The sequence below is a fragment of the Janthinobacterium sp. GW823-FHT03B06 genome (assembly GCF_058796955.1).
In genome coordinates this window covers 163,154-184,506 of record NZ_JBXAJE010000008.1, presented here as the reverse complement: position 1 = coordinate 184,506, position 21,353 = coordinate 163,154, and the positions used below count along the sequence as shown (strand labels likewise).

Below are 21,353 nucleotides of genomic sequence, written 5' to 3'. Positions count from 1 at the left end.
ATGCCATTTATGCTAGCCATCTAGTTAATACATGGTTTCTTCGATGAGCTGGCCATCGTCGCGAAAATACTGAAACCGGCCCGTTTTCCTGCCCATGTTGTAGGCACCGATCTGCTTCGGCTTTCCGTTCTGGAAATTCTCGATATTGACGCCATGCAGCACGCCCTGGTGCCAGTTGCGGTGAAATTGCGGCAGTTCGCCATCGGGATACAACAAGGTTTCCGCACCATCGCGCTTGCCGTTGGCAAACGTGCCCTGGTAACGCCGCTTGCCGTCCGGATAAAAACTTTCCATCGTGCCATCGAGGACACCGAGGCGGTAATGTTCGACCAGTTCCAGCCGGCCATCGGCCGCATACTGCTCCAGCTTGCCATCGGGTTTGCCATTGAGCATGGTCAACACTTGCCAGCCGCCGTCCGGCGTCGATTTCTTCCATGGCCCCTGTTTGATGTCATCGGCATAGTTGCCGCCACCGCCAGGTTCCACCCACTGGCCCTGCTTCTTGCCATTCACATAACTACCCTGCCATTGCACCACGCCACCGGCGCGGCGCTCGCTGGGGCCGTCCAGGCGGTCTTTTACGAAATGGTCGTAACCGGTGTAGCTGTGCATGTCCGCTGCGCGCCATTCGGCCACGCCCGGGCGCACTTCCCAGCGCCCTGTGCGCTGGCCCCGCTGCATCATGCCCGTGGTGGTCTCGTCGCCGCTTGCATATGTCCACGGCCCCTCGGCCTTGTCGTCGACAAAAGCGCCAGACGAGCGAATGGTATTGGACTCTTCGTAATGCCATACGCCGGTGCGCTTGCCCTGCGCATACAGGCCGCGGGCAAACACGCTGCCCACGCAGCAATTGACGTCGTACTCGATGAATGGCCCGTCCTGGCTGCCGGCAAAGCGTTGCGGCTGCGTTTCCCAGGCGATCCATTTGATGTGATAACTGGGCGCGAAGCCCCCTTCCCAGCCCTTGCCCAGCAGAAAGGTCACCGTGAGGAAATGGCCATCCTTTTCCTGGTACGTCTTTTTATAGGCAAACGCGGGGGCGTCGGCTGGCTTGCCGGGCAATAATTCACCGTCGATATTGAAATAGCCGGCCAGGGTGCCATGCGCATGCTCGATGGCGTCAAACCCGGCCACGCCCGTGGGCGCGTAGGCGATGCTGTAATCGATCAGTTGCAGGGACGACAGCGCGGCGCGCACCTGCGCCTCGTCCATGGTTGTTGCGCCGCGCACGATGGCGTCCAGCGCGGGCTGCAAGGCCGGCACCTTGAACATCTTGCCGCCGCTGCGCTCGTAGCGGTAGGCATGCAAGCCGTAGGGTTTGTCACTGCGCGCGCCACTACGGCTGAGCACGAACGTGGTTTCGCCCTCGCTGTCGATATCCAGCTGGAACACGGCCTCGATGCTGGCCTGGCCATACTTGTCCAGGTTCATGCGTTTTTCACTGATGCCGTTGCACTGGCAATAGTAGCCGTTGACCTCGCCATTTTCCCGCAGGAAAGCCAGCACCACGCCGCCATCGCGGCGCTCGACGGCGCTGGCGTAGGCCATGGGCGCACCCTCATAAAAACGCGGCGCGGCCTGGGCCGGCGCCAGGGTACCCCAGGCCAGCGCCATGGCCATCGTGCTCACCCAAAATGTGTACCGCATGTCAACTCCACTGCCGAAAGCCGCCATTATGCATGGCCGTTCAGGCAAGGCCGGACACCCCAGGACGCCGGCCAAACAGCGGCCGCTGCACCGTCTGCGCCAGCAGCACGCCCAGCAGCGAGATGCCGCCGCCGACCAAGTGATAGAGATGCATGCTTTCGTGCAGCCAAACGATGGCCAGCAAGGCCGTCAGCAGGGGCAGCAGGTTGACGTAGATGCTGCAGCGGTTCGGTCCCAGCAGTTTGACGCCCTCGATCCACAGGTAGGACAGCACGATGGATGAGCCGATGCCCGCATAGCCGATCAGGGGCAAGGTGGTGGCGTCCAGCCGGGCGCTGCCGGGCGGCAGCAGCAGGAACAGCGGCAGCATGCACACCAGGGCCGCCAGCGCCTGGCAATAAATAGCTTGCCAGGCGGGAATGGACAGACGCCAGCGGCGCAGCAGCACGCCGTACAGGGCAAAGCTCAGGCAGGCCAGCAGCATCAGCGCATCGCCCGCATGCACGCCCTGCTGCAGCAAGGCCAGCACGTCGCCGCGCCCGACCAGGTACAGCAAGCCGCCGAACGACAGCACGCCGCCGGCCGCCATGCCGACCGTCAGGCGCTCGCCCAGCAGCAGCACGCTGAGCAGTGCCGTCATCAGCGGCGCCAGCGCCGTGACGATGGCCATGTTCGTCGCCGTCGTCGATTCGGCGGCGCGGTAGGACAGGCTCTGGAACAGCGCCATCGACATCAGGCCGCACAGGGCCAGCTGCCACCACTGGCGCCGCAGCGCATGACGGTTGCGCCACAGGGGACGGGCGATAAACGGCGTCATCACCAGCAAGACGAGCACCAGCCGATAAAACGTGATGGCCGTGGGGGCGATGCTGGACGCGGCCAGCTTCGAGACGACGACGTTGCCGGCCCACAGCAGCATGGCGAGAAACGGATACAGATAGGCGCGCACAGGCATGCGTAGCTCCAGGAATAGTTGCGGGGAACCATCATGCCGCAGGCGCGGCTCGCCTTCTCGCGCTAAGATGTCCATACCTATCGCAAAACTGACGCTCTTTTTATGGATTGCACCTCCCCCGCCTTTCAGGAATTGCTGCCCGTCACGGCGCGCGCCATGGCGCTGGCCGTCGACTATGCGCATGGCCACGTGATTTCCGTACACCGCCACACGCATGCGCAATTGCTGTACGCCATCGAGGGCGTGATGACCATCGAGGCGCAGGGCGGGCGCTGGGTGGTGCCGCCCACGCGCGGCGTGTGGCTGCAACCCGGCATCGCGCACCAGGTGCGCATGAGCGGCGCCGTGAAAATGCGCACGGTGTTCGTCAACTGCGCCAATTCTCCATTGCTGCCTGGCCACAGTTGCGTGCTCGACATCAGCCCCCTGCTGCGGCAACTGATCGTGGCCGCCGTCGACATCGCGCCAGATTTTACGGAAGGCAGCCGCGACTGGCACCTGCTGCAATTGCTGTTGCACGAACTCGGCAGCCTGCCTGTGCTGCCCCTGTATCTGCCCTTGCCTGCGGACGCGCGCCTGCGCGGCATCTGCGCGCGGCTGATGGAGCAACCGGGCGAGCAACTGACGGTGGCGCACTGGGCGCAAGAACTGGCGATCACCGAGCGCAGCCTGCACCGCTTGTTCCAGAAGCAGACGGGCATGCGCTTCGGCCAGTGGCGCCAGCAAGCGCGGCTGCTGCGAGCGCTGGAGCAATTGGCGCGCGGCGGCAAGGTCATCGACGTGGCCATGGACAATGGCTACACGAGCCAGAGCGCGTTTACCGCCATGTTCAAAAAGCATTTCGGCACGACGCCCACCGCGTTTTACCAGGCAAAAGTCATCGCCGCGTAAAAAAAATGCTGCTATGCATCAATAATCATGGGCGATAAGCGCCGGGCTTGTTATCATCGCAAGCCTTATCGCACCGCGCCCATCCTGGCAGCGGTGTTGACCTCTATCACACCACCATGACACAGAATTTCTTCCAGACTTTTATCCTGCTTTTGCTCGTCACCGATCCATTCGGCAACGTTTCCCTGTTCGTCAACGCCCTGAAACGGGTACCGATCGAGCGGCGCTGGAAAGTCGTGGTGCGTGAATGCCTGATCGCCTTCGGCATCTTGCTGCTGTTTATGTTCTTCGGCCGCCATTTCCTGAACGCCTTGCAATTGTCGGAAGTGGCGCTGCGCATCGGCGGCGGCGTGATTTTGTTCCTGATCGCCATGCGCATGGTGTTTCCGCAGCCAAACGCGGGCAATAGCGACCACGAGATGGGCGGCGAGCCGTTCATCGTGCCGCTGGCCATCCCCGCGCTGGCCGGCCCGTCGGCCCTGGCCACCGTGCTGCTGTTTTCCTCGCATGAAGTCAATGAAGTGATCGCCCACGTGGCCGGGCTGACGGCCGTGGCCGTCGTCTGGCTGGCCGTCTTCCTGTGCGCCGAACGCTTGCAGCGGGCGCTCGGTCCAAGGGTCATGACGGCGTTCGAGCGCCTGATGGGCTTGATCCTGACGGCGATGGCCATTGAAATGCTGCTGGCCGGCATACGCGCGTTCCTGAAGTCCGTTTAATATTGTCATTCATCCACTGGAGGAATCACCATGAGCCGTTGCGCCCACATTTGCCTGATGGCCGATTACAACCAGTGGATGAATACCAAGGTCTACGCGGCGGCGGCCAGCCTGCCGCCCGGCGAGCTGGAGCGCGAGCGGGGCGCCTTTTTCGGCTCCCTGCTGGCCACCCTGAACCACGTGATGGTGGGCGATACGCTGTGGCTGCAGCGCTACGCGAAACATCCGGCCGGCTTTCCCCTGCTCGATCCCATCCGCGCCATCACGCCGCCCGCGTCGCTCACGCAGCCGCTGTTCGCGGCCGACGATTTTGCCGCCATGCACGCGCACCGGCAATGGCTGGACCAGCTCATCATCGACTGGGCCGCGTCCATCCGCGAAGAAGACCTCGACCATTTGCTCGATTACCGCAACAGCAAGGGGCCGAACCGGCGCGAGTTTTTCAGCCTGCTCATGCATTTCTTTAACCACCAGACGCATCACCGGGGTCAGGCCAGCACCTTGCTGTCGCAAGCGGGCGTGGACATCGGCGACACGGATTTACTGTTTCGCATCCCCAACCATATTGCCGACTGACGGCGGGCGGTACAGCCACGCTTTCACGGCAATCGCTGCCAGCGCCAGCCCGCCCAGCAGCGCGCCGCAAGCCAGCGCCCCCGGCATGCCATAGGACTCGATGGCCATGCCGCCGGCCAGCGCGCCCAGCGTCACGCCCAGGTTGATGGCGGCGATATACACGCCGATGGCGAACGCGGGCGCCTCGCGCGCTTCGCTGCTGAGCCATACTTGCGTGACGATCAGCCCGCTCGTATGCGCCGCGCCCCAGAACAGCAGCAACACGGCCAGCGCCGCCCAGCCGATGCCCGTGCCGGCATGCCGGTACAGCAGCCAGTACGCCAGCCCCAGCAGCACAGGCTGCAGCAAGACCGTGCGCAGCACATGCGTGCCCAGCTGGCGCCCCGCGAACAGATTGCCCGCCACGCCGCCCACGCCAAACACCACCAGCGCCAGCCCCGTCTGGCGCGCCGACAAGCCCGCTTCCTGTTGCAGATACGCGGCCGCATACGCATACACGGCAAACATGGCGGCAAACACCAGCACGGCGGCGGCGATCGTGAACCACAGGGCGGCTTTGCGCAGCACGGCCAGCTGGCGGCCATACGCCAGCGGCGCCTCGCGCGGCGTGTCGGACAAGAAGCAATATAAGCCCAGCGCCGCCAGCGCATTGACGAGGGCGCACGCGAGGAACGATGCCTCGTAGCCAACTTGCGCAGCGATCCAGGTGGTCAGCGGGATGCCCAGCACCATGCCCATGCTGGTGCCCGTGAACGCATGCGCGCCGGCCCGCGCCGCATCGCGCGGCGGATACAGGGCGGCGGCGGCCACCATGGCCAGCGAGAAATATACAGGGTGGAACAGGGCCGGCACGATGCGCAGCGCCAGCAGCAGCCCGAAGCGCGGTGCATACGCCGAGGCCACGCTGGCCAGCGCAAACACCAGCAGGGAGACGATCAGCACCGGTTTGCGGCGCCAGCGCGTGGCCAGCAGCACGAGGAAGGGGCCGCCCACGGCGATCACCAGCGCGAACAGGCTCACCAGCGAACCGGCCTGCGCCGCCGTCACCCCGTAACGCTGCATGATCATCGGCAAGATGCCGACCACGCCAAACTCGATGCAATACACGCCGAACAGACCCAGCGCGAGGAAGACGATGGGGTGCGGGCGCGTCATGGCATTTCCTTGGCGCCATACACGGCCTGGCACAGTTGCGTCACGAACGGTCCCGCCATGCCCTCCAATGCCGTATTCGTGAACGCCACCACGGACAGTTCCTGCGCCGGGTCGACAAACCACGAGTGGCCATACGTGCCGCCCATGCGCCACGTGCCCGCCGCTTCCGGCGTGGGGGCGGCAAGCGGGTCCGTCAAGACCGTGAACCCCAGGCCGAAGCCGCGTCCCGGCCAGAACGGCAAGTCGAAACCGCCCGTCTGGTTTGCTCCCATCTGGCGCGCCAGCGCTGGCGGCAGCAGCGGCGCGCCGCCCAGTCGCAGGGTTTCCAGCAGGCGCATGAAATCGGGGGCGGAGCCCACCATGCCGGCGCCGCCGGACGGATACGCGTGCGCGTCGAGCGCCCTTGCCGGCGACAAGGTAAAGCCGGCCATGCCTTCGAGAAACGGCAGATGGTCTTCCCCCTCGTCCAGCAAACGGCGCGGCCGGGCTTCTTCCGCTGCGCGGTCCGCATACGCGACGGCCAGGCGCGCCGCGTCCGTGGCCATAAAACCCGTGTCGTGCATGGCCAGCGGCCCCGTCACCAGGCGTTCCACGGCCTGTGCCAGCGGCATGCCGGCCGCCTGTTCGATCACGGCGCCCAGCACGTCGGTGGCGATCGAGTACGCCCAGCGCGCGCCCGGTGCAGACGCGAGCGGTACCGTGGCCAGGCGGCGCAGGTTGTCCTCCAGTGAAATACGGGACGCATCCATGCCGTCCGACACGCCAGCCCGTGTATACGCCCCGCCCGGCGGCTGGAAAAAGCCGTAGTCGAGCCCGGCCGTATGCGTGAGCAAATGGCGCACGGTCATCGCCGCCACGGCGCCGTCCGGCTGGCGCGGCGTGAAATACGGCAACCAATCCGCCACCAGGTCGTCCAGCCCCAGACGGTGCTGTCCCACCAGCGCCAGCGCGGCCGTGGAGACGATGGGTTTGCTGACGGACGCCAGGCGGAAGACGGCGTCTTCCACCATGGGCGTACCGGCCTCGCGGTCCAGGTGACCGGCGGCGCGGCGATAGATATCCTGGCCACACAGGCGCACCAGCACCACGGCGCCCACCAGGCGCTGCTGATGCAGCACGGCATCGAGCAAGGGGTCGATGCGGGCGGCCAAGGCCGCGGGAGAGAAGTTGTACATCATGGCGTAGCCTTTCAAATGATCAGGCTGCCAAGGTAAGCGAGACGCGATCAAAGAAAAACAGGCTATAGTTTCTGTCTGTGCGGACGTTGGCATCCGCAATCAAAAGGAAAATCATGGATAACCTGGCGGGATTCACGGCCTTCGTGCAGGCGGCGGAAACGCGCAGTTTTGTCGCGGCTGGCCGGGTGCTCGGCATTTCCGCCTCGGCCGTCGGCAAGAGCATCGCGCGGCTGGAAGAGCGGCTCGGCGTGCGTCTGTTTCACCGCAGCACGCGCAGCATCGCGCTGACCAGCGAGGGTACCGTGTTTCTCGAGCGCTGCCGGCGCATCCTGGGCGAGATCGAAGCGGCCGAGCTGGAGTTATCGAACAGCAAGCGCGCGCCGCAAGGCCGGCTGCGCGTCAGCCTGCCGCAGGTGGGCAGCCTGCTCAATCCCGTGCTGGCGGCCTTTGCGCGTGCCTATCCGCAGGTGGAACTCGACCTCGATTTCAGCGACCGCCGGGTCGACGTCATCGAAGAGGGATATGACGCCGTCGTGCGCGCGGGAGAAAGCGCCGACAGCCGTTTGATGAGCCGCCAGCTGGGCCAGTTCCAGCTGCAACTGGTGGCCTCGCCAGCCTATCTGGCGCGCAACGGCACGCCCGCGCTGCCGGCCGACCTGGCACGCCACACTTGTTTGCTGTACAAATTTCCCAGCAGCGGCAAGGTCGAGGCGTGGCCCTTGCCCGAGTGGCATGCCCTGCACGCGGCCGGCTTGCCGACTGTGCTGAACTGTAACAACGTCGACACCCTGCTGCACTTTGCCGAAAGCGGCCTGGGCATCGCCGCCCTGCCCGACTTTGCCGTGCACGCGGCGCTGACGGCGGGCCGCTTGCAGCCGGTGCTGGACGCGCACCGCCGGCACGACGGCGCCTTTCGCATCCTGTGGCCCAGCAGCCGCCACCTGACGCCGAAACTGCGCGCCTTCATCGACTTCCTCGCCACGCACGTGTTTCCGGAAAACTAAGCCCGTATCCGGCGCCGCGCTCGTTGTTTCCACACGACAACTTATTTAATTTGCTACCATTTTTTAAACTTTTCGCGGACTTGATACAAGTTTTTGTATTGCAGTGCGGAATTTTGAGGAACAATTACAGGCTGGCTGCCCTTACGTATAAACCCGTAGCCTTGGCCTGTCGACGTTTTCCCTCACTTCCGCAATACGAAAGCAATCATGTCACTTACACAATTCAAAATCGGCACCCGCCTCGGGATCGGATTTGCTGTCGTTCTCGGTCTGCTGGTGGCCGTCTTGCTCGTCGGCCTGTACTCCATGGGGCAACTGAGCGCACGCACGCACGACATCGTGGCCGATAAGAACGTCAAGATGGCGGCCGCCAATACCATGAGCGACAACGTGCGCAACATTACCCTGGCGATCACCAGCATTGTGGTGGCGCCGACGGAAGCGCTGGTGCAGGCGGAACTGGCAAAGATCGGCGAAGCACGCAAGAAATACGGCGCCGCCAAGGAAACCCTGCAAAAGAAAATTTCGACAGACAAGGAAACGGCGCTGATGGCTGAACTGGACGCGGCCCTGAAATCGGGCGCGCCGCTGAACAACAAGGTCATCGAGCTGCGCAATGCGGGCCAGACGGATGAAGCGATCGCCTTTTTGACGCAGCAGGCGGCGCCGAGCCTGAAACGCGTGCTGGGCGCGCTCGACAGCCTGGTCGCGTATGAAGGCGAGCAGGCGGCCCAGGCGGCAACGGACGCCGAAACGCTGAGCAACAGTGCGCGCGCTTCCATGATTACCTTGGGCAGCGTGGCCGTGCTGCTGGGCGCTTTTGTTGCCTGGATCATCACGCGCTCGATCACCCAGCCCATCAATGCAGCCGTGGCCGTGGCCGAAACCGTCGCTTCGGGCGACTTGTCGTCGCACATCGTCGTCGATTCCAGCGATGAAACGGGCCGCCTGCTGGGCGCCCTGAAAGCCATGAACACGAGCTTGCTGGGCGTGGTGGCGCAAGTGCGCAACGGTACGGATGCGATCTCCACGGCATCGAGCGAAATTGCCGCAGGCAACCTCGACCTGTCGTCCCGCACGGAAGAACAAGCCAGTTCGCTGGAAGAAACGGCGTCGGCCATGGAGGAACTGACCTCGACCGTGAAGCAAAACGCGGACAATGCGCGCCAGGCAAACCAGCTGGCGAAAAGCGCATCCGAGGTGGCCGTGCGCGGCGGCAGCATCGTCGCGCAAGTGGTCGACACCATGGGCACGATCAATGACTCGTCGAAGAAAATCGTCGACATCATCGGCGTCATCGACGGCATCGCCTTCCAGACCAACATCCTGGCCTTGAACGCGGCCGTGGAAGCGGCGCGCGCGGGTGAACAGGGCCGTGGCTTCGCCGTCGTCGCCACCGAGGTACGCAATCTGGCGCACCGTTCGGCCTCGGCCGCCAAGGAAATCAAGGAACTGATCGCCGCTTCGGTCGCCAACGTGGACACGGGTTCACGCCTCGTCAATGAAGCGGGCCAGACCATGGGCGACATCGTCGACAGCATCGTGCGCGTGACCGACATCATGGGCGAAATCACCTCCGCCACGCACGAGCAGACCATCGGCATCGAACAGATCAACATGGCCATTGCCCAGATGGATGAAGTGACGCAGCAAAACGCGGCCCTGGTGGAAGAAGCGGCGGCCGCCTCGCAAAGCATGCAGGAACAGGCGGGCGAACTGGCGCACGTGGTGGGCTTCTTTAAAACCGGCAACCATGTTGCCAGCGTCAGCAAGCTGACGCCTGTGCGCGCCACGCCGGCAGCGGCTGCGCCCGCCATCGCGCGCCCCGCAGCCAAGCCCGCACCCGTACGCCAGGCCGTCGCGGCCGCGCCGGCGCGCCGCAGCAATGCCGCCGCCGAAAGCGAATGGGAAGAGTTTTAAAACACCCGTGTTAATACAAGAGTTTTAACACCCGGCAACATCGCAACGGGGAAAGCCAGGCAGGAAGTTGCTGCCTGGCTTTTTTTCGTCCGCCAATACCACTTTTTTTGCGGCAAAGCCCGCGCAATAGACAAAAGTGCAAAACGTGCACCGCGCATACGCTTTACAATCCTCGCTCGCTTTACAAAATATTGGTCATCATGAATCAGGCAGAACAGCAGCGCCTCCTGGCTATCCTGGAGTATTGGCACAAGATCGAATTCTTTATCCCGTTTGACCTGAATCAAATCACGGACGTTGAAGACCAATCCACCGTGCGTCTCCTCCACCGCGAACAGCTGGCGCAATTGCCGCCGCAGTTCGCCACGCAGTGGCCAGTCCCTTCCGACCGCGAGATCGACGGCTTTTCACTGTTCCTCGGCGTGTTCGACAAGGCCGAAATCAACAAGGCTTGCCCGCCGGCCAACGGCCCGGAAAACATTGCCGAGACAGAAAAAACAGAGCTGCTGGGACGCTCGTGCTTTGCCCGCATTAACCTCAATGCGCTGGGCGAGCCGCAGTTCGATCCCGTCTCCGTGTCGACCTTGCCGTGGGCCCTGGGCCGCGCCCGCACGCCGGACTGGTCGGGCCTGAGCCTGGACGCCTTCAGCGACAGCCAGCTGGTGCTGCAGGACAGCCTGCGCAACTTTGCCGCCGCCCGCGCCCCGCAGACAGTGACGGACGAGGCGGGCAATGTCTCGTCGCCCCTGTCCGGCATGGAAATCGCGGCCCTGGCCGACCTGCTCATCGACTGGGCCGGCTTCCGCCCGTCCGCCGGCCAGCCGCTGGCCGTGCTGGAATTGCGCACGCGCAAAAAACGCGCGGCTGTGGCGGAAGGCGACCTGGCTGAGGCCAGCCAGAACCGCAGCCTGGACTTTGGCGACGCGGTGGAGCCGTCGATCGATATCCTCAACAGTTTTTACCTCGATGACCTGGAGCAGATCATCCGCGCCTTGCGTGGCGGCAAGTTGCCGGCCACGGTGGCCGCCTACCTGACGCCGCTGGCGCAGGACGAGCGCATCGATCTGTACAGCCCGGCCGGACGCCAGGCACTGGCCGCCATGCTCAATCCCGCGAACATGAACCGGGGCCACTGGCTGGAAGACGCCAGCTACGCCATGAGCCTGATGCAGCAGTTCGCCATCCACGGCGCGCGCACGGGCTTGAGCGAACGCGGCATCTTTTCCGTCAACGGCCCGCCCGGCACGGGCAAGACGACGTTATTGCGCGAATTGTTTGCCGACAACATCGTGCGCCGCGCCAGCGTGCTGTCCTGCCTGGACCGCGCCGGCGACGCCTTCATCGGCAAGGTGGCCGTGGCCTTCGAAGGCGTGCGCGACCCGATCACCATCGCCCGCTTGCGCCCGGAATTGACGGGCTTTGAAATGGTCGTCGCCTCGTCGAACAACGCGGCGGTGGAAAATATTTCCGGCGACCTCCCAAAACCGAAACAGCTGGGCAAGGAATGGGCGCGCACGCGCTATTTTGAAAGCGTGGCGCGCCGCGTGGTGGCTGACGGCAATGGCGTCAACCGCGCCCTGGACGAGACGGAAGCGCCGTGGGGCTTGATGTCCTGCGCGCTGGGTAATAGCGCGAACCGCCGCCGCTTCGTCAGCAATTTTTATGACGACGACTGGGACAAGAGCACGGCGCGCAAGACGCCGAATGCACAGAATATCCGCCAGTGGCTGGCCAGCTACCAGGGCGTCAGCTTCGCCCAGGCCGCGCGCGAGTTCCGCGAGACGGAACACGTGGTGGAAAAGGCCCTGGCCGAGCACGCGCAATACGCGGCCCTGTGGCAAGCCGTGGGCACGTGCTCGGAAGCCGATTTTATCCAGGCCAGCCAGCAAGCGTTGATTGAAGCTGAGCAAGAGATGGATGCAGCGAATGGCGCCCTGTCCGGCGCGCTGGCGCAGCAGGACACCCTGCTCGCCAGCAAGAAGGAATTGCTGGAAGAAGAGCGCCTGGTGGCGCTGACGCAACCGGGCTTTTTTGCCCGCCTGTTCCGCACTGCCCCGGCGCGCGCCTACAAGGATGCCGTCGTGGCCAATGCCGAAGCGCAGCGCCAGGCCGCGCGCGACGTGTCCGCCATCAAGCTGCTGCTCAAGGGCGAGCTGGAGCCGCGCTGCGAGCGGGCCCGCAACAGCCTGCACATTGCCCTGCGCACGGCGCAATCGCGCCAGCGCGAATGGGATGACAGCACGGAATTGCTGCGCCGCGCACGCCTGCGCTTTCCCACCATCCTCGCGCCGGCCAGCCTGGACGAACTGGACGGCGACCCCCTGCAGATAGGCGGCCTGTGGCATGAACCGGCGCTGGCGCGCCTGCGCTCGCGCCTGTTCGCCAAGGCCCTGGCCCTGCACGAAGCGTGGCTGGCGGAAGTGGCAAAAAAAGGCGGACCCGGCTTTGGCGGCAACTTGCTGGCCGTGTCGAAATTGCTGAAAAACAAGCGTGCGTACGACCAGTCGCACGTCGCCATGGTCTGGCACAGCCTGTTCATGGTGGTGCCTGTCGTGTCGACCACGTTTGCCTCGTTCGCGCGCCAGTTCCAGGGCATGGGCCCGGAATCGCTGGGCTGGCTGTTCATCGATGAAGCGGGCCAGGCCGTGCCGCAAGCGGCGCTGGGCAGCCTGTGGCGCGCCAAACGCGCCGTCGTCGTGGGCGACCCGCTGCAGATCGAACCCGTGTTCACGGTGCCGGGCCGTCTCGTGCAGTCCCTGTCCGCCCTGTCGCCGCATACGCAGGATGGCAGCTACGCGCCGACTTCCGTTTCCGTGCAGACCCTGGCCGACAAGGCCAACCGCTATGGCGCAACGGTCGGCGCCGGCAGCGCGCAGCCCCTGTGGATCGGCAGCCCCCTGCGCGTGCACCGCCGCTGCGTGGAACCGATGTTTTCGCTGGCCAACAGCATCGCCTACGAAGACAAGATGGTGTATGGGCTGGCTGAACGCACGCCGCCGGCCGGCGCGCGGGGCCTGACGCGGGGACCGAGCCGCTGGATCGACGCCGTCGGCGCCGTCAGCTACAAGCAGGTGGTGCCCGTGCAGCTCGATTTCGTGCTGGAAGTGTTATTGAAACTGTATCGCCGCGATGGCAAGCTGCCGGACATGTATGTGATTACGCCGTTCAAGGCCGTGCGCAACGAATTGCGTTCGCGCATCGTCGACATGGACTGGGACCGCCGCCTCGGCTACGGCAAGGCGCCGACGGCGCGCGAACTGCGCCAGTGGAGCAGTCAGATGGTCGGCACCGTGCATACCTTCCAGGGCAAGGAACAAAGCGTGGTGATGCTGGTGCTCGGCGCCGACGACAGCACGGCCGGCGCCGCGCAATGGGCGGCCAGTACGCCGAACCTGCTCAACGTGGCCCTGACGCGCGCGCAGCATTATGTGTACATCGTCGGCAACCCGCTGCTGTGGGGCCAGTTGCCGCATTTTGCACCAGCGTGTGCACAGTTGCCGCATACGGGCATGCATGAGTTTTTGGTGGAGATGGGCTGATTGGCAGGCGTAGGTCGGATTAGCGCGCCAGCGCGTAATCCGACAACATTGTTGGCCGCTCTTGTCGGATTACGCGCGGCTACGCCCCGCTAATCCGACCTACGTTGCTGCGCCGGGAAGACCAAGGTAAACGTCGTGGCGGCCGCGTCGGACGCCACACTCGCGCTGCCGCCGTATAACTGCACGATGGCCGTGACGCAGGCCATGCCCAGGCCTGCGGAAGCGGCCGAATCGCTATTGTCGGATTACGCGCGGCTACGCCCCGCTAATCCGACCTACTTTCCTGCACCGGGAAAACCAAGACGTAGGTCGGATTAGCGCGCAAGCGCGTAATCCGACACCACCACCATCAATATTACGCCGGGAAAACCAAGGTAAATGTCGTGGCGGCAGCGTCGGATGCGACCGTCGCGCTGCCGCCATGCAACTGCATGATGGCCGTGACGATGGCCAGCCCTAATCCTGTGGAGGCGGCCGAGTCGCTGCGGGCCGGGTCGGCGCGGTAGAAGCGCTCGAACAGGTGCGGCAAATGACGCGCGGGGATGGCGGGGCCGAGGTTGCTCACGCTCAGTTCCACGCCCTCGTTGGTCGCGTGCGAACGCATTAAAATCGTGCTGCCCGGCGCCGCGTGGCGGATGGCGTTCGACAGCAAATTGCCGAGCGCGCGGCGCAGCAGTTGCGGCTCGGCCGTCACCGTGCCGCTGCCGTGGCAGGCCAGCGCCAGCTCGCGCTCTTCGGCCAGGCCTTCGAAGAAATCGGCCAGGCGCAAGAACTCGTCCTGCACGGGCAAGACTTGCTTGACGAGCACCATTTCATCCTGCTGCGCGCGCGCCAGAAACAGCATGCTGTCGATCATGCGCGACAGCCGTTCCAGCTCTTCCACATTTGACGACACCAGCTGTTCATATTCGTGCGCGCTGCGCGGGCGGGCCAGCATGACCTGGCTTTGTCCCAGAAGATTAGTGACGGGCGTGCGAAATTCATGCGCGAGGTCGGCGGAAAACTGCGACAGCCGCGCATAGCCTTCCTGCAGGCGCGCCAGCATGGCGTTCAGGGCCTGGATCAGGGGCAACAGTTCCGTCGGCGCATCGCGCGCCTCGAGCTGCTGCCCTAGCTTGCCCGGCCGCACGAGGGCCGCATGGGCGGCGATATTGCGCAGCGGCCGCAATCCCCGCAGCAGCATCACGCTGGCCAGAATCGCCGCCACCAGTGCGCTGACGGCCACGGAGACGACGATCTGCCAGCGGTAGGCGGCGAACATGGCCGTGCGGTCGCCGTAGACCCGGGCGACGGCAATATCGGCCATCTGCGCCGGATCGCCGATGCGGGCGCTGGCCGCCACGACCCGGGCCGGATAGCCGTCGCGGCTGGTCCAGCTGACGATGTCGCTGGCCGTCACGGGCGCATCGACGGCCACGGGAACAGCATGCGCGACGTTCTCGCCGTTCGGATTGACATCGATCAAACGCGTGCCATCGGCGCGCACGATGCGCACCAGGGAATTCTCTTGGCCGCTCATGGTGTCGCGGAAATACTGGGGCCGCTCGCGGATGATATCGAGGGTGCCGGCATTGCCCAGCAACTGCTGGATCTGCCGCAGTTTTCCCAGCAACAAAATGTCGTCGCGGCGCTCGATTTCCGCCACAAAGGAACGGTACAGATGCATGCCCAGCCCGGCCGACACGAGCGCCACGATCAGCACGAAGACGAGCGTCACGCGCAGGGTCAGCGAGCGCCGCAGTTCCGCCAGCTTCATGCGGCGGCGCCGTTGTCAGGCACCGTGGGCGCGCGCAATTCGCAGACATAGCCCATGCCCCGCAAGGTGTGGATCAGCTTGGGTTCGAACGGATCGTCGAGCTTGCTGCGCAGGCGTCGGATGGCCGCGTCGATGACATTGGTGTCGCTCTCGAAATTGATGTCCCACACTTGCGAGGCGATGATGGAACGCGACAGCACTTCGCCCTGGCGCCGCGCCAATAAATGCAGCAAACCGAATTCCTTGGCCGTCAGGGCGATGCGCCGGCCTTGCCGGCTGACCTTGCGTTTCATCACGTCGATTTCCATGTCGCCGATGCGGATGACGTCGTCTTCACGCGGTGGCCCGCGCCGCAGCAGGGTGCGGATGCGCGCCACCAGTTCGGCAAAGGCAAATGGTTTCACCAGGTAATCGTCGGCGCCCAGTTCCAGCCCTTTCACACGGTCCTGCACTTCGTCGCGCGCCGTGAGGAAAATCACGGGCACGTCCGCGCCGCCCTCTTGCAGGCGCAGCGCACGCAAGACTTGCCAGCCGTCCATGATGGGCAGCATCACGTCGAGCACGATCAGATCGGGTGACTCCGTACTTGCCATGTGCAAGCCATCGCGGCCATTGCGCGCCAGGCTCACCATGAAGCCGGACTCGGCCAGGCCGCGCAGCAGATAGTCGCCCGTCTTCGGTTCGTCTTCAATGACCAGGATGCGCATGGCAGCTTTCTAAGGGGAATATAAGACCATTCTACGCCGCGCGCCGGGCACCGCGGATGATAAAAATGTCATGCGGCGATCATCTTCTCGTAGGGCAACACTGACCATACTGGCGCCACCTTATCAACGGACAGCCACATGAAAACCCTGTTACTCGGCAGTACCCTGCTGTACCTGCTGGCCAGCCCCGCCCACGCCCAGCTGCGCCAGGTCGATGATCTTTCTCTGGCAATGGCCAACAAGCTGGCGAATGCGGCCATCGCCGCGTGCCAGGCGCAAGGCCGGCATATTGTCGTCAGCGTACTCGACCGTGGCGGCAATGTCGTGACCGTGCAGCGCGCCGATGGCGTCGGGCCGCACAACACGGACGCCAGCCGGCGCAAGGCCTACACGGCCCTGTCGACGAAAAACGATACCCAGGCGCTGGCCGTGGCCGCGCGCGGCAATCCCGACATGGCCAATTTGACGACCGTGCCGGAACTGTTGCTGCTGGGCGGCGGCCTGCCTTTGCGCGCCAAGGGCGAAGTCGTCGGCGCCATCGGAGTGGCCGGCGGCGGTGGCGCCCTGCAAGACCGCGCCTGCGCCCATGCCGCCCTGGCCGCCATTCCTGAACTCGATTCCCCCACCCTGTGAAAGCAACAACAATGACCTATCTGAAAAAAATCACCGCCACCCTGGCTTTCGCCAGCCTGTCCAGCATGGCGCTGGCCGCCAATCCCTTGAGCGTGCACATCCTCGACCTGCAGAGCGGCCAGCCGACCGCGGGCGTGACGGTCACGCTGGAGCAGAAAAAAGGGGATGCTTGGCAACAGTTGGGCAGCGCCGTGACGAACGCGCAAGGACGCATCGCGGCCATGTATCCGGAAAATCAACCCATGCAGGCGGGCGACTACCGCATCGTGTTTAAAACTGGCGAACACTATGCGCGGCTGAAACAGGAAACATTCTTCCCGGAAATCCCCGTGCAATTCCACGTGGAAAAGACCGAGCAGCACTATCACATTCCCTTGCTGCTCAGCCCTTTCGGCTTTTCCACCTACCGCGGAAACTGAAGCTTAGCCCAGCGTCTTCGCCGTCTGCCCGAACAGCACGCTTTTCGCGTCGCCGCTGACGGTGGGCTGCACATTGATTTCGGCTGCCCGCGCATACGCGCGCACGGTGGCGGGACGGGCGGCGATGGCCGCGAACCAGCGCGCCAGGTGCGGGAAGTCTTCCAGCTTCTGGCGCTGGCGTTCGTGCGGCACGATCCACGGGTAGATCGCCATGTCGGCGATGGAATACGTGTCGCCGGCCACGAATGCGCGGTCCGCCAGGCGCTTGTTCAGCACGCCGTATAGCCGGTTCGTTTCATTGACGTAGCGCGTGATGGCGTAATCGATCGGTTCGGGCGCATATTGCACGAAATGGTGGTTTTGCCCGGCCATGGGGCCAAGGCCGCCCATTTGCCAGAACAGCCATTGCATGACCTCGGCACGTCCCCGCACGTCGGCCGGCAGGAATTGCCCGCTTTTCTCGGCCAGGTATTGCAAAATCGCGCCCGATTCGAACAGGGAGAGCGGTTCACCGCCATCCGCCGGCGCCTGGTCGACGATGGCGGGGATGCGGTTGTTCGGCGCGATGGCGAGAAACTCGGGCTTGAACTGCTCGCCCTTGCCGATATGCACGGGAATGATGTTGTAGGGGATGCCCGCTTCTTCCAGGAACATCGTCACTTTGTGCCCGTTGGGCGTGGTCCAGTAATACAGGTCGATCATCGTGGTCTTTCCAGGTAGATGAGTAGGGGCAGGCGAACTTGGCAGAACTATTGTCGCGCCGCAACTGATATGCATGGATATAATGCCACGTAAGCGAAAAACAAGACGGCGTCCAGGCTGGGCAAGCACCCACTGGCACCGTCACGCAGGCATCCCGACATTCCAGAGCACAAACAAAGAAAGCCGACCATGCGCAAACTCCTGATCGTCACGCTGTCCGTCCTGCTGTCAGGCTGTGTCCAGGACTTCGCCATCTACATGTTCGACGGCCAGGACCATTCCCTGACCGTGCGCCGCCAGCAACGTTATTTTTGGCAAGATACCGTGGAAGTGCAGCTGATGGCCACCAACCTGCCGCAATGCCAGCGCCTGCATACGCTGTCCACCGATGCGCCGGCCGACATCAAGGTCGAGCTGTTTGCGGCCGGCGATGGCCTGTGGAATATCCGCATGGGCAAGCAGCTGTGGCAGGCGGAAACGAATACCTGCAATGAGCTGACGGAAATGGAAAACGACCCGAAAGCCGACCTGGGCCAGCCGGTCGGGCAATTCGTGGTCGTCGATGACAAGCTGGAATTCGAGCCGGCGCCGCAAGCGGCGGCGCCAGCCCAATAGGAACTTAGCGCGCCGCCAGGCTGCGCAGGGGCTTTTTCGCCACGGCGCGCGGTGCGCCAGCCGAGCTTGCCGTCAGACGCGGCGATGTTCCCGGTTCCTGCGCCGACAGTTTGAAGCGCGCCACCAGTTGCGCCAGCACGGCCGCCTGGTCTTGCATGCTCGACGCCGCTGCCGCCGCTTCTTCCACCAGTGCCGCATTTTGCTGCGTCACGCTGTCCATCTCCGTGATCGCCTGGTTGACGTGGCCGATGCCCGTGCTTTGCTCGTGCGAGGCGGCCGTGATGTCGGCCATGATGTCGGTCACGCGCGACACGCTGGCCACCACCTGATCCATGGTCGTGCCCGCCTGTGCGACGAGCGTGCTGCCGGCCGCGATGCTGTCGACGGAAGCGCCGATCAGTTCCTTGATTTCCTTCGCCGCGCCTGCGGATCGTTGCGCCAGATTGCGCACTTCCGACGCCACGACGGCGAAGCCGCGTCCCTGTTCACCCGCGCGCGCCGCTTCCACGGCCGCGTTCAAGGCCAGGATATTCGTCTGGAAAGCGATGCCGTCAATGACGCCGATGATGTCGACAATCTTGCGCGACGACGCGTTGATGGTGTCCATGGTACCGATCACTTGCGCCACCACGGCGCCGCCCTGGCGGGCCACGGCGGAAGCGGACTGCGCCAGTTCATTCGCCTGCACGGCATTGCCCGCGTTTTGCGTCACGGTCGAGGTTAATTCCTCCATTGAGGCCGCCGTTTCTTCCAGCGAACTGGCTTGCATTTCCGTGCGCGCCGACAAGTCCATATTGCCGCTGGCAATCTCGCTCGATGCCGTCGCGATCGTCTCGGCACTGTGGCGGATTTCGCTGATCGCGTCGACCAGGTTGGCCTGCATGGTTTTCATCGCGTACAGCACGCTGTGGCGGTCGCTGGCATGCGTGCGCACGACGCCGCTCAAATCGTTATTCGCGATCTTTTCCGCCACGTCGGCCGCATACTCGGGATCGCCGCCCAGCGCATGGCGCAGGCTGCGGTTGATCACGACGACGACGGCGGCCAGCAGGCCGCACACCAGCACCAGCACGCCCAGCGAGGTGAGCAGCGACTGGCGGAAGGCCGCATCGATATCATCCATGTACACGCCCACCACCAGGGTCCAGGCCCACGGCTTGTAGGCCACCACGCGGCTCATCTTCGGTTCGGGCGTCTTCTGGCCCGGGCGGGGGAAATAATAATGGACGAAGCCCTTGCCCGCATCGCTCTTGCCGACGGCAACGATGTCGCGGTACAGATAGGTGCCGTTGGCATCTTTGAAATCCGACATGTTCTTGCCGTTGGTTTGCGGCGCGGCGGGATTCATCACCACGACGGCATCGAGATCGATGATGGACAAATAACCGGTCTCGCCGAAACGCATGCTCTTGATGACGGCCGTGGCCTGCTTTTGCGCTTCTTCCTTGGTCAAGGCACCGCTGGCGGCCAGGTCGCCGAACATCTTGACGGCGCCCAGGCCCAGGTCGGCGGCATTGCTCAGGTCGGCGCTGCGCTCTTCGATGCGGATCTTGCGAATTTCCAGCGCGTTGTAGACAAAAATAACGGTGATGCACAACAGGCTGCAAATCAGGGGAATCCATAACTTCTGCTGGAACGTCAATTTCTTCATGCTGTGTCTCCGACTCTCTATTGTGCGGCGATGGGGCGTGGCCCGCTTCCAGCTGGGCAAGCCCGGAATGCGGCGGCGACGGTGCTCTGGCGGCACCGTTCAGACGTCTCCAGCATACGCTCGAACGACCGATATTTACAATGCCGGGAGGCAATGATTTTTGCCCGGTGTTGTTAATGCGTTGCGACAATTGATGAGAATTGATGTTGCGTTGCGATATTGCATTGCAGCAAAAAAGGCTGTGGATAGGCAGCGTCAAGGCAGGCGGAGGTGGCGGGCGTGTGTCAAAATGCACGCCAGATCGATTGAATCACGAAAGCACAGCATGACCAAGAATGAAGCCATGAAACGCATCAACGACCGCCTGGGCAAACCCACGCTGACGGACAAGAACACGCATTTTGCCAGCGTCGCCAGCTATGGCACGGACGAAGGCTGGTGGCTGAAGATCCCCTTCCTGACCTTCAAGCAGGAATTGCACTTCATCCTCAACAATGAAAAAACGAAAAGCTTCCAGCACCTGAAGATCGGCGCCAACCAGATTCTCAGCCCGGGCATGAAGTTCCGCAGCACGGGCGGCGCGGCCGACGCCTTCATGTCGGCCTCGGCGCCGAAACGCCTGGTCGACTTGCTCGACGGCGGCAGCAAGTACAACTTTACAAAACACTTCGTCAACGACTACCGCTACTAAAACACCTGACCAAACCTGCTGCGCGGCGCGCTTTGCGCCTGCGATGCTCACCGTACTAGAATTACGGTTGCGCTTCTTGGCCACAAATCACTGCCGCTCGCTACGGTTTTGTCAGGTGCTCTTGGCGTTGTTAGTTTTCCCTTGGAGGCAGCCAGGCCCTGAGCAAATGTTGGGCGATGTCGAGCGCGTCGTCGCGGCTGGTGCCAAAGTGTAAAGGGTAGCCCCAGAACTGGCCGAACATGACGGCGAAAGCCTTGCCGGCCAGGCGCTTGGCGGCGCTCGGTTCGACCAGCACCATGCCCTGGATATACGCACGCAGGGCAGCCTTGTGCCGTTTCATCCACAGCACGGCGCGCTTGCGCTCTTCCTGCGGATGGTCATGCCCATCCTCGTCCAGGCCTTCTTCGCTGAGGATGACAAACGCTTGCTGGCGCGCCAGCAAGTCCTCGAACTGGCGGAACAAGGCATCGTCGGGGCCGCTGGCGGCGTTGTCGCGGCGCATCCAGACGAGGGGGAAATCGGTGATATCGAGTTGCATGGGGGGACTCCTTCAAGGGGGTTGCCGTTTCTCCTCACCTTCATCAGAACACGGGCGGCG

General features: G+C 63.7%; 20 protein-coding genes. 10 read left to right on the top strand and 10 right to left on the bottom strand.

The window, feature by feature from the left end; genetic code table 11:
- Window positions 1-24: 24 nt before the first annotated feature.
- Together AC1RBA_RS23655 and AC1RBA_RS23650 are read right to left on the bottom strand one after the other, a co-directional pair.
- Window positions 25-1,647 (bottom strand): toxin-antitoxin system YwqK family antitoxin, encoded by a 1,623-nt coding sequence (locus tag AC1RBA_RS23655; RefSeq protein ID WP_492419960.1) that lies wholly within the window; start codon window positions 1,645-1,647, stop codon window positions 25-27.
- Window positions 1,648-1,687: 40 nt separating this feature from the next.
- Complete coding sequence (locus AC1RBA_RS23650) at window positions 1,688-2,602, bottom strand: DMT family transporter (protein WP_121670667.1); 915 nt, start codon at window positions 2,600-2,602, stop codon at window positions 1,688-1,690.
- 102 nt (window positions 2,603-2,704) lie between these two features.
- Between AC1RBA_RS23650 and AC1RBA_RS23645 the strand changes: the two genes are divergently transcribed.
- The 3 genes from AC1RBA_RS23645 to AC1RBA_RS23635 all read left to right on the top strand — a co-directional run bounded on the left by AC1RBA_RS23645 (window position 2,705) and on the right by AC1RBA_RS23635 (window position 4,785).
- The gene (locus AC1RBA_RS23645; RefSeq protein WP_083287921.1) at window positions 2,705-3,493 is read left to right on the top strand and encodes an AraC family transcriptional regulator; all 789 of its coding nucleotides are present in this window, start codon (window positions 2,705-2,707) and stop codon (window positions 3,491-3,493) included.
- Window positions 3,494-3,609: 116 nt separating this feature from the next.
- A complete protein-coding gene (locus AC1RBA_RS23640; protein ID WP_070224777.1) occupies window positions 3,610-4,209 on the top strand; it encodes a MarC family protein in 600 nt (199 codons plus the stop codon).
- A 30-nt stretch (window positions 4,210-4,239) separates the two neighbouring features.
- Window positions 4,240-4,785, top strand: a complete 546-nt coding sequence (locus AC1RBA_RS23635) for a DinB family protein (RefSeq protein WP_492419959.1) — start codon at window positions 4,240-4,242, stop codon at window positions 4,783-4,785.
- Here AC1RBA_RS23635 and AC1RBA_RS23630 read toward each other — a convergent pair.
- Complete coding sequence (locus AC1RBA_RS23630) at window positions 4,750-5,940, bottom strand: MFS transporter (protein ID WP_492419958.1); 1,191 nt, start codon at window positions 5,938-5,940, stop codon at window positions 4,750-4,752. The two genes, AC1RBA_RS23635 and AC1RBA_RS23630, sit on opposite strands and share 36 nt — an antisense overlap.
- A complete protein-coding gene (locus tag AC1RBA_RS23625; protein ID WP_492419957.1) occupies window positions 5,937-7,118 on the bottom strand; it encodes a serine hydrolase domain-containing protein in 1,182 nt (393 codons plus the stop codon). The genes AC1RBA_RS23630 and AC1RBA_RS23625 overlap by 4 nt, the downstream gene beginning before the upstream one ends.
- A 113-nt stretch (window positions 7,119-7,231) precedes the next feature.
- On the opposite strand from AC1RBA_RS23625, the gene AC1RBA_RS23620 reads away from it, so the two are divergent.
- Together AC1RBA_RS23620 and AC1RBA_RS23615 are read left to right on the top strand one after the other, a co-directional pair.
- On the top strand, window positions 7,232-8,122 hold the full coding sequence (locus tag AC1RBA_RS23620; protein WP_492419956.1) for a LysR family transcriptional regulator: 891 nt from the start codon (window positions 7,232-7,234) through the stop codon (window positions 8,120-8,122).
- A 207-nt stretch (window positions 8,123-8,329) separates the two neighbouring features.
- Window positions 8,330-10,042, top strand: a complete 1,713-nt coding sequence (locus tag AC1RBA_RS23615) for a methyl-accepting chemotaxis protein (protein ID WP_492419955.1) — start codon at window positions 8,330-8,332, stop codon at window positions 10,040-10,042.
- Here AC1RBA_RS23615 and AC1RBA_RS23610 read toward each other — a convergent pair.
- Entirely contained in the window at window positions 10,039-10,389 is a 351-nt protein-coding gene (locus AC1RBA_RS23610; protein ID WP_492419954.1) for a hypothetical protein, read from the bottom strand. The two genes, AC1RBA_RS23615 and AC1RBA_RS23610, sit on opposite strands and share 4 nt — an antisense overlap.
- Here AC1RBA_RS23610 and AC1RBA_RS23605 point away from each other — a divergent pair.
- Entirely contained in the window at window positions 10,357-13,581 is a 3,225-nt protein-coding gene (locus AC1RBA_RS23605) for a DEAD/DEAH box helicase (protein ID WP_492419953.1), read from the top strand. The genes AC1RBA_RS23610 and AC1RBA_RS23605 overlap by 33 nt on opposite strands.
- A gap of 355 nt (window positions 13,582-13,936) precedes the next feature.
- Here the strand turns inward: AC1RBA_RS23605 and AC1RBA_RS23600 are convergent, their stop codons facing one another.
- Entirely contained in the window at window positions 13,937-15,337 is a 1,401-nt protein-coding gene (locus AC1RBA_RS23600) for a heavy metal sensor histidine kinase (protein WP_492419952.1), read from the bottom strand.
- Window positions 15,334-16,044, bottom strand: coding sequence for a heavy metal response regulator transcription factor (locus tag AC1RBA_RS23595; protein ID WP_492419951.1), 711 nt, complete (start codon window positions 16,042-16,044; stop codon window positions 15,334-15,336). The genes AC1RBA_RS23600 and AC1RBA_RS23595 overlap by 4 nt, the downstream gene beginning before the upstream one ends.
- A 138-nt stretch (window positions 16,045-16,182) precedes the next feature.
- On the opposite strand from AC1RBA_RS23595, the gene AC1RBA_RS23590 reads away from it, so the two are divergent.
- Entirely contained in the window at window positions 16,183-16,677 is a 495-nt protein-coding gene (locus tag AC1RBA_RS23590) for a GlcG/HbpS family heme-binding protein (RefSeq protein ID WP_070224784.1), read from the top strand.
- Between the two features lie 11 nt (window positions 16,678-16,688).
- Window positions 16,689-17,096 (top strand): hydroxyisourate hydrolase, encoded by a 408-nt coding sequence (uraH, locus tag AC1RBA_RS23585; protein ID WP_121670675.1) that lies wholly within the window; start codon window positions 16,689-16,691, stop codon window positions 17,094-17,096.
- Between the two features lie 3 nt (window positions 17,097-17,099).
- Here uraH and AC1RBA_RS23580 read toward each other — a convergent pair whose 3' ends face one another.
- Window positions 17,100-17,798: a glutathione binding-like protein gene (locus tag AC1RBA_RS23580; protein ID WP_070291933.1), complete on the bottom strand. Its 699-nt coding sequence runs from the start codon at window positions 17,796-17,798 to the stop codon at window positions 17,100-17,102.
- Window positions 17,799-17,987: 189 nt separating this feature from the next.
- Here AC1RBA_RS23580 and AC1RBA_RS23575 point away from each other — a divergent pair, with 189 nt between their 5' ends.
- Window positions 17,988-18,413 (top strand): hypothetical protein, encoded by a 426-nt coding sequence (locus AC1RBA_RS23575; RefSeq protein ID WP_070224787.1) that lies wholly within the window; start codon window positions 17,988-17,990, stop codon window positions 18,411-18,413.
- Between the two features lie 4 nt (window positions 18,414-18,417).
- Here the strand turns inward: AC1RBA_RS23575 and AC1RBA_RS23570 are convergent, their stop codons facing one another.
- The gene (locus AC1RBA_RS23570) at window positions 18,418-20,064 is read right to left on the bottom strand and encodes a methyl-accepting chemotaxis protein (protein WP_230506444.1); all 1,647 of its coding nucleotides are present in this window, start codon (window positions 20,062-20,064) and stop codon (window positions 18,418-18,420) included.
- A 325-nt stretch (window positions 20,065-20,389) separates the two neighbouring features.
- Between AC1RBA_RS23570 and AC1RBA_RS23565 the strand changes: the two genes are divergently transcribed.
- The gene (locus AC1RBA_RS23565; protein WP_034781254.1) at window positions 20,390-20,755 is read left to right on the top strand and encodes a hypothetical protein; all 366 of its coding nucleotides are present in this window, start codon (window positions 20,390-20,392) and stop codon (window positions 20,753-20,755) included.
- 130 nt (window positions 20,756-20,885) lie between these two features.
- Here the strand turns inward: AC1RBA_RS23565 and AC1RBA_RS23560 are convergent, their stop codons facing one another.
- Window positions 20,886-21,293, bottom strand: a complete 408-nt coding sequence (locus tag AC1RBA_RS23560; protein WP_492419950.1) for a hypothetical protein — start codon at window positions 21,291-21,293, stop codon at window positions 20,886-20,888.
- Window positions 21,294-21,353 lie beyond the last annotated feature (60 nt).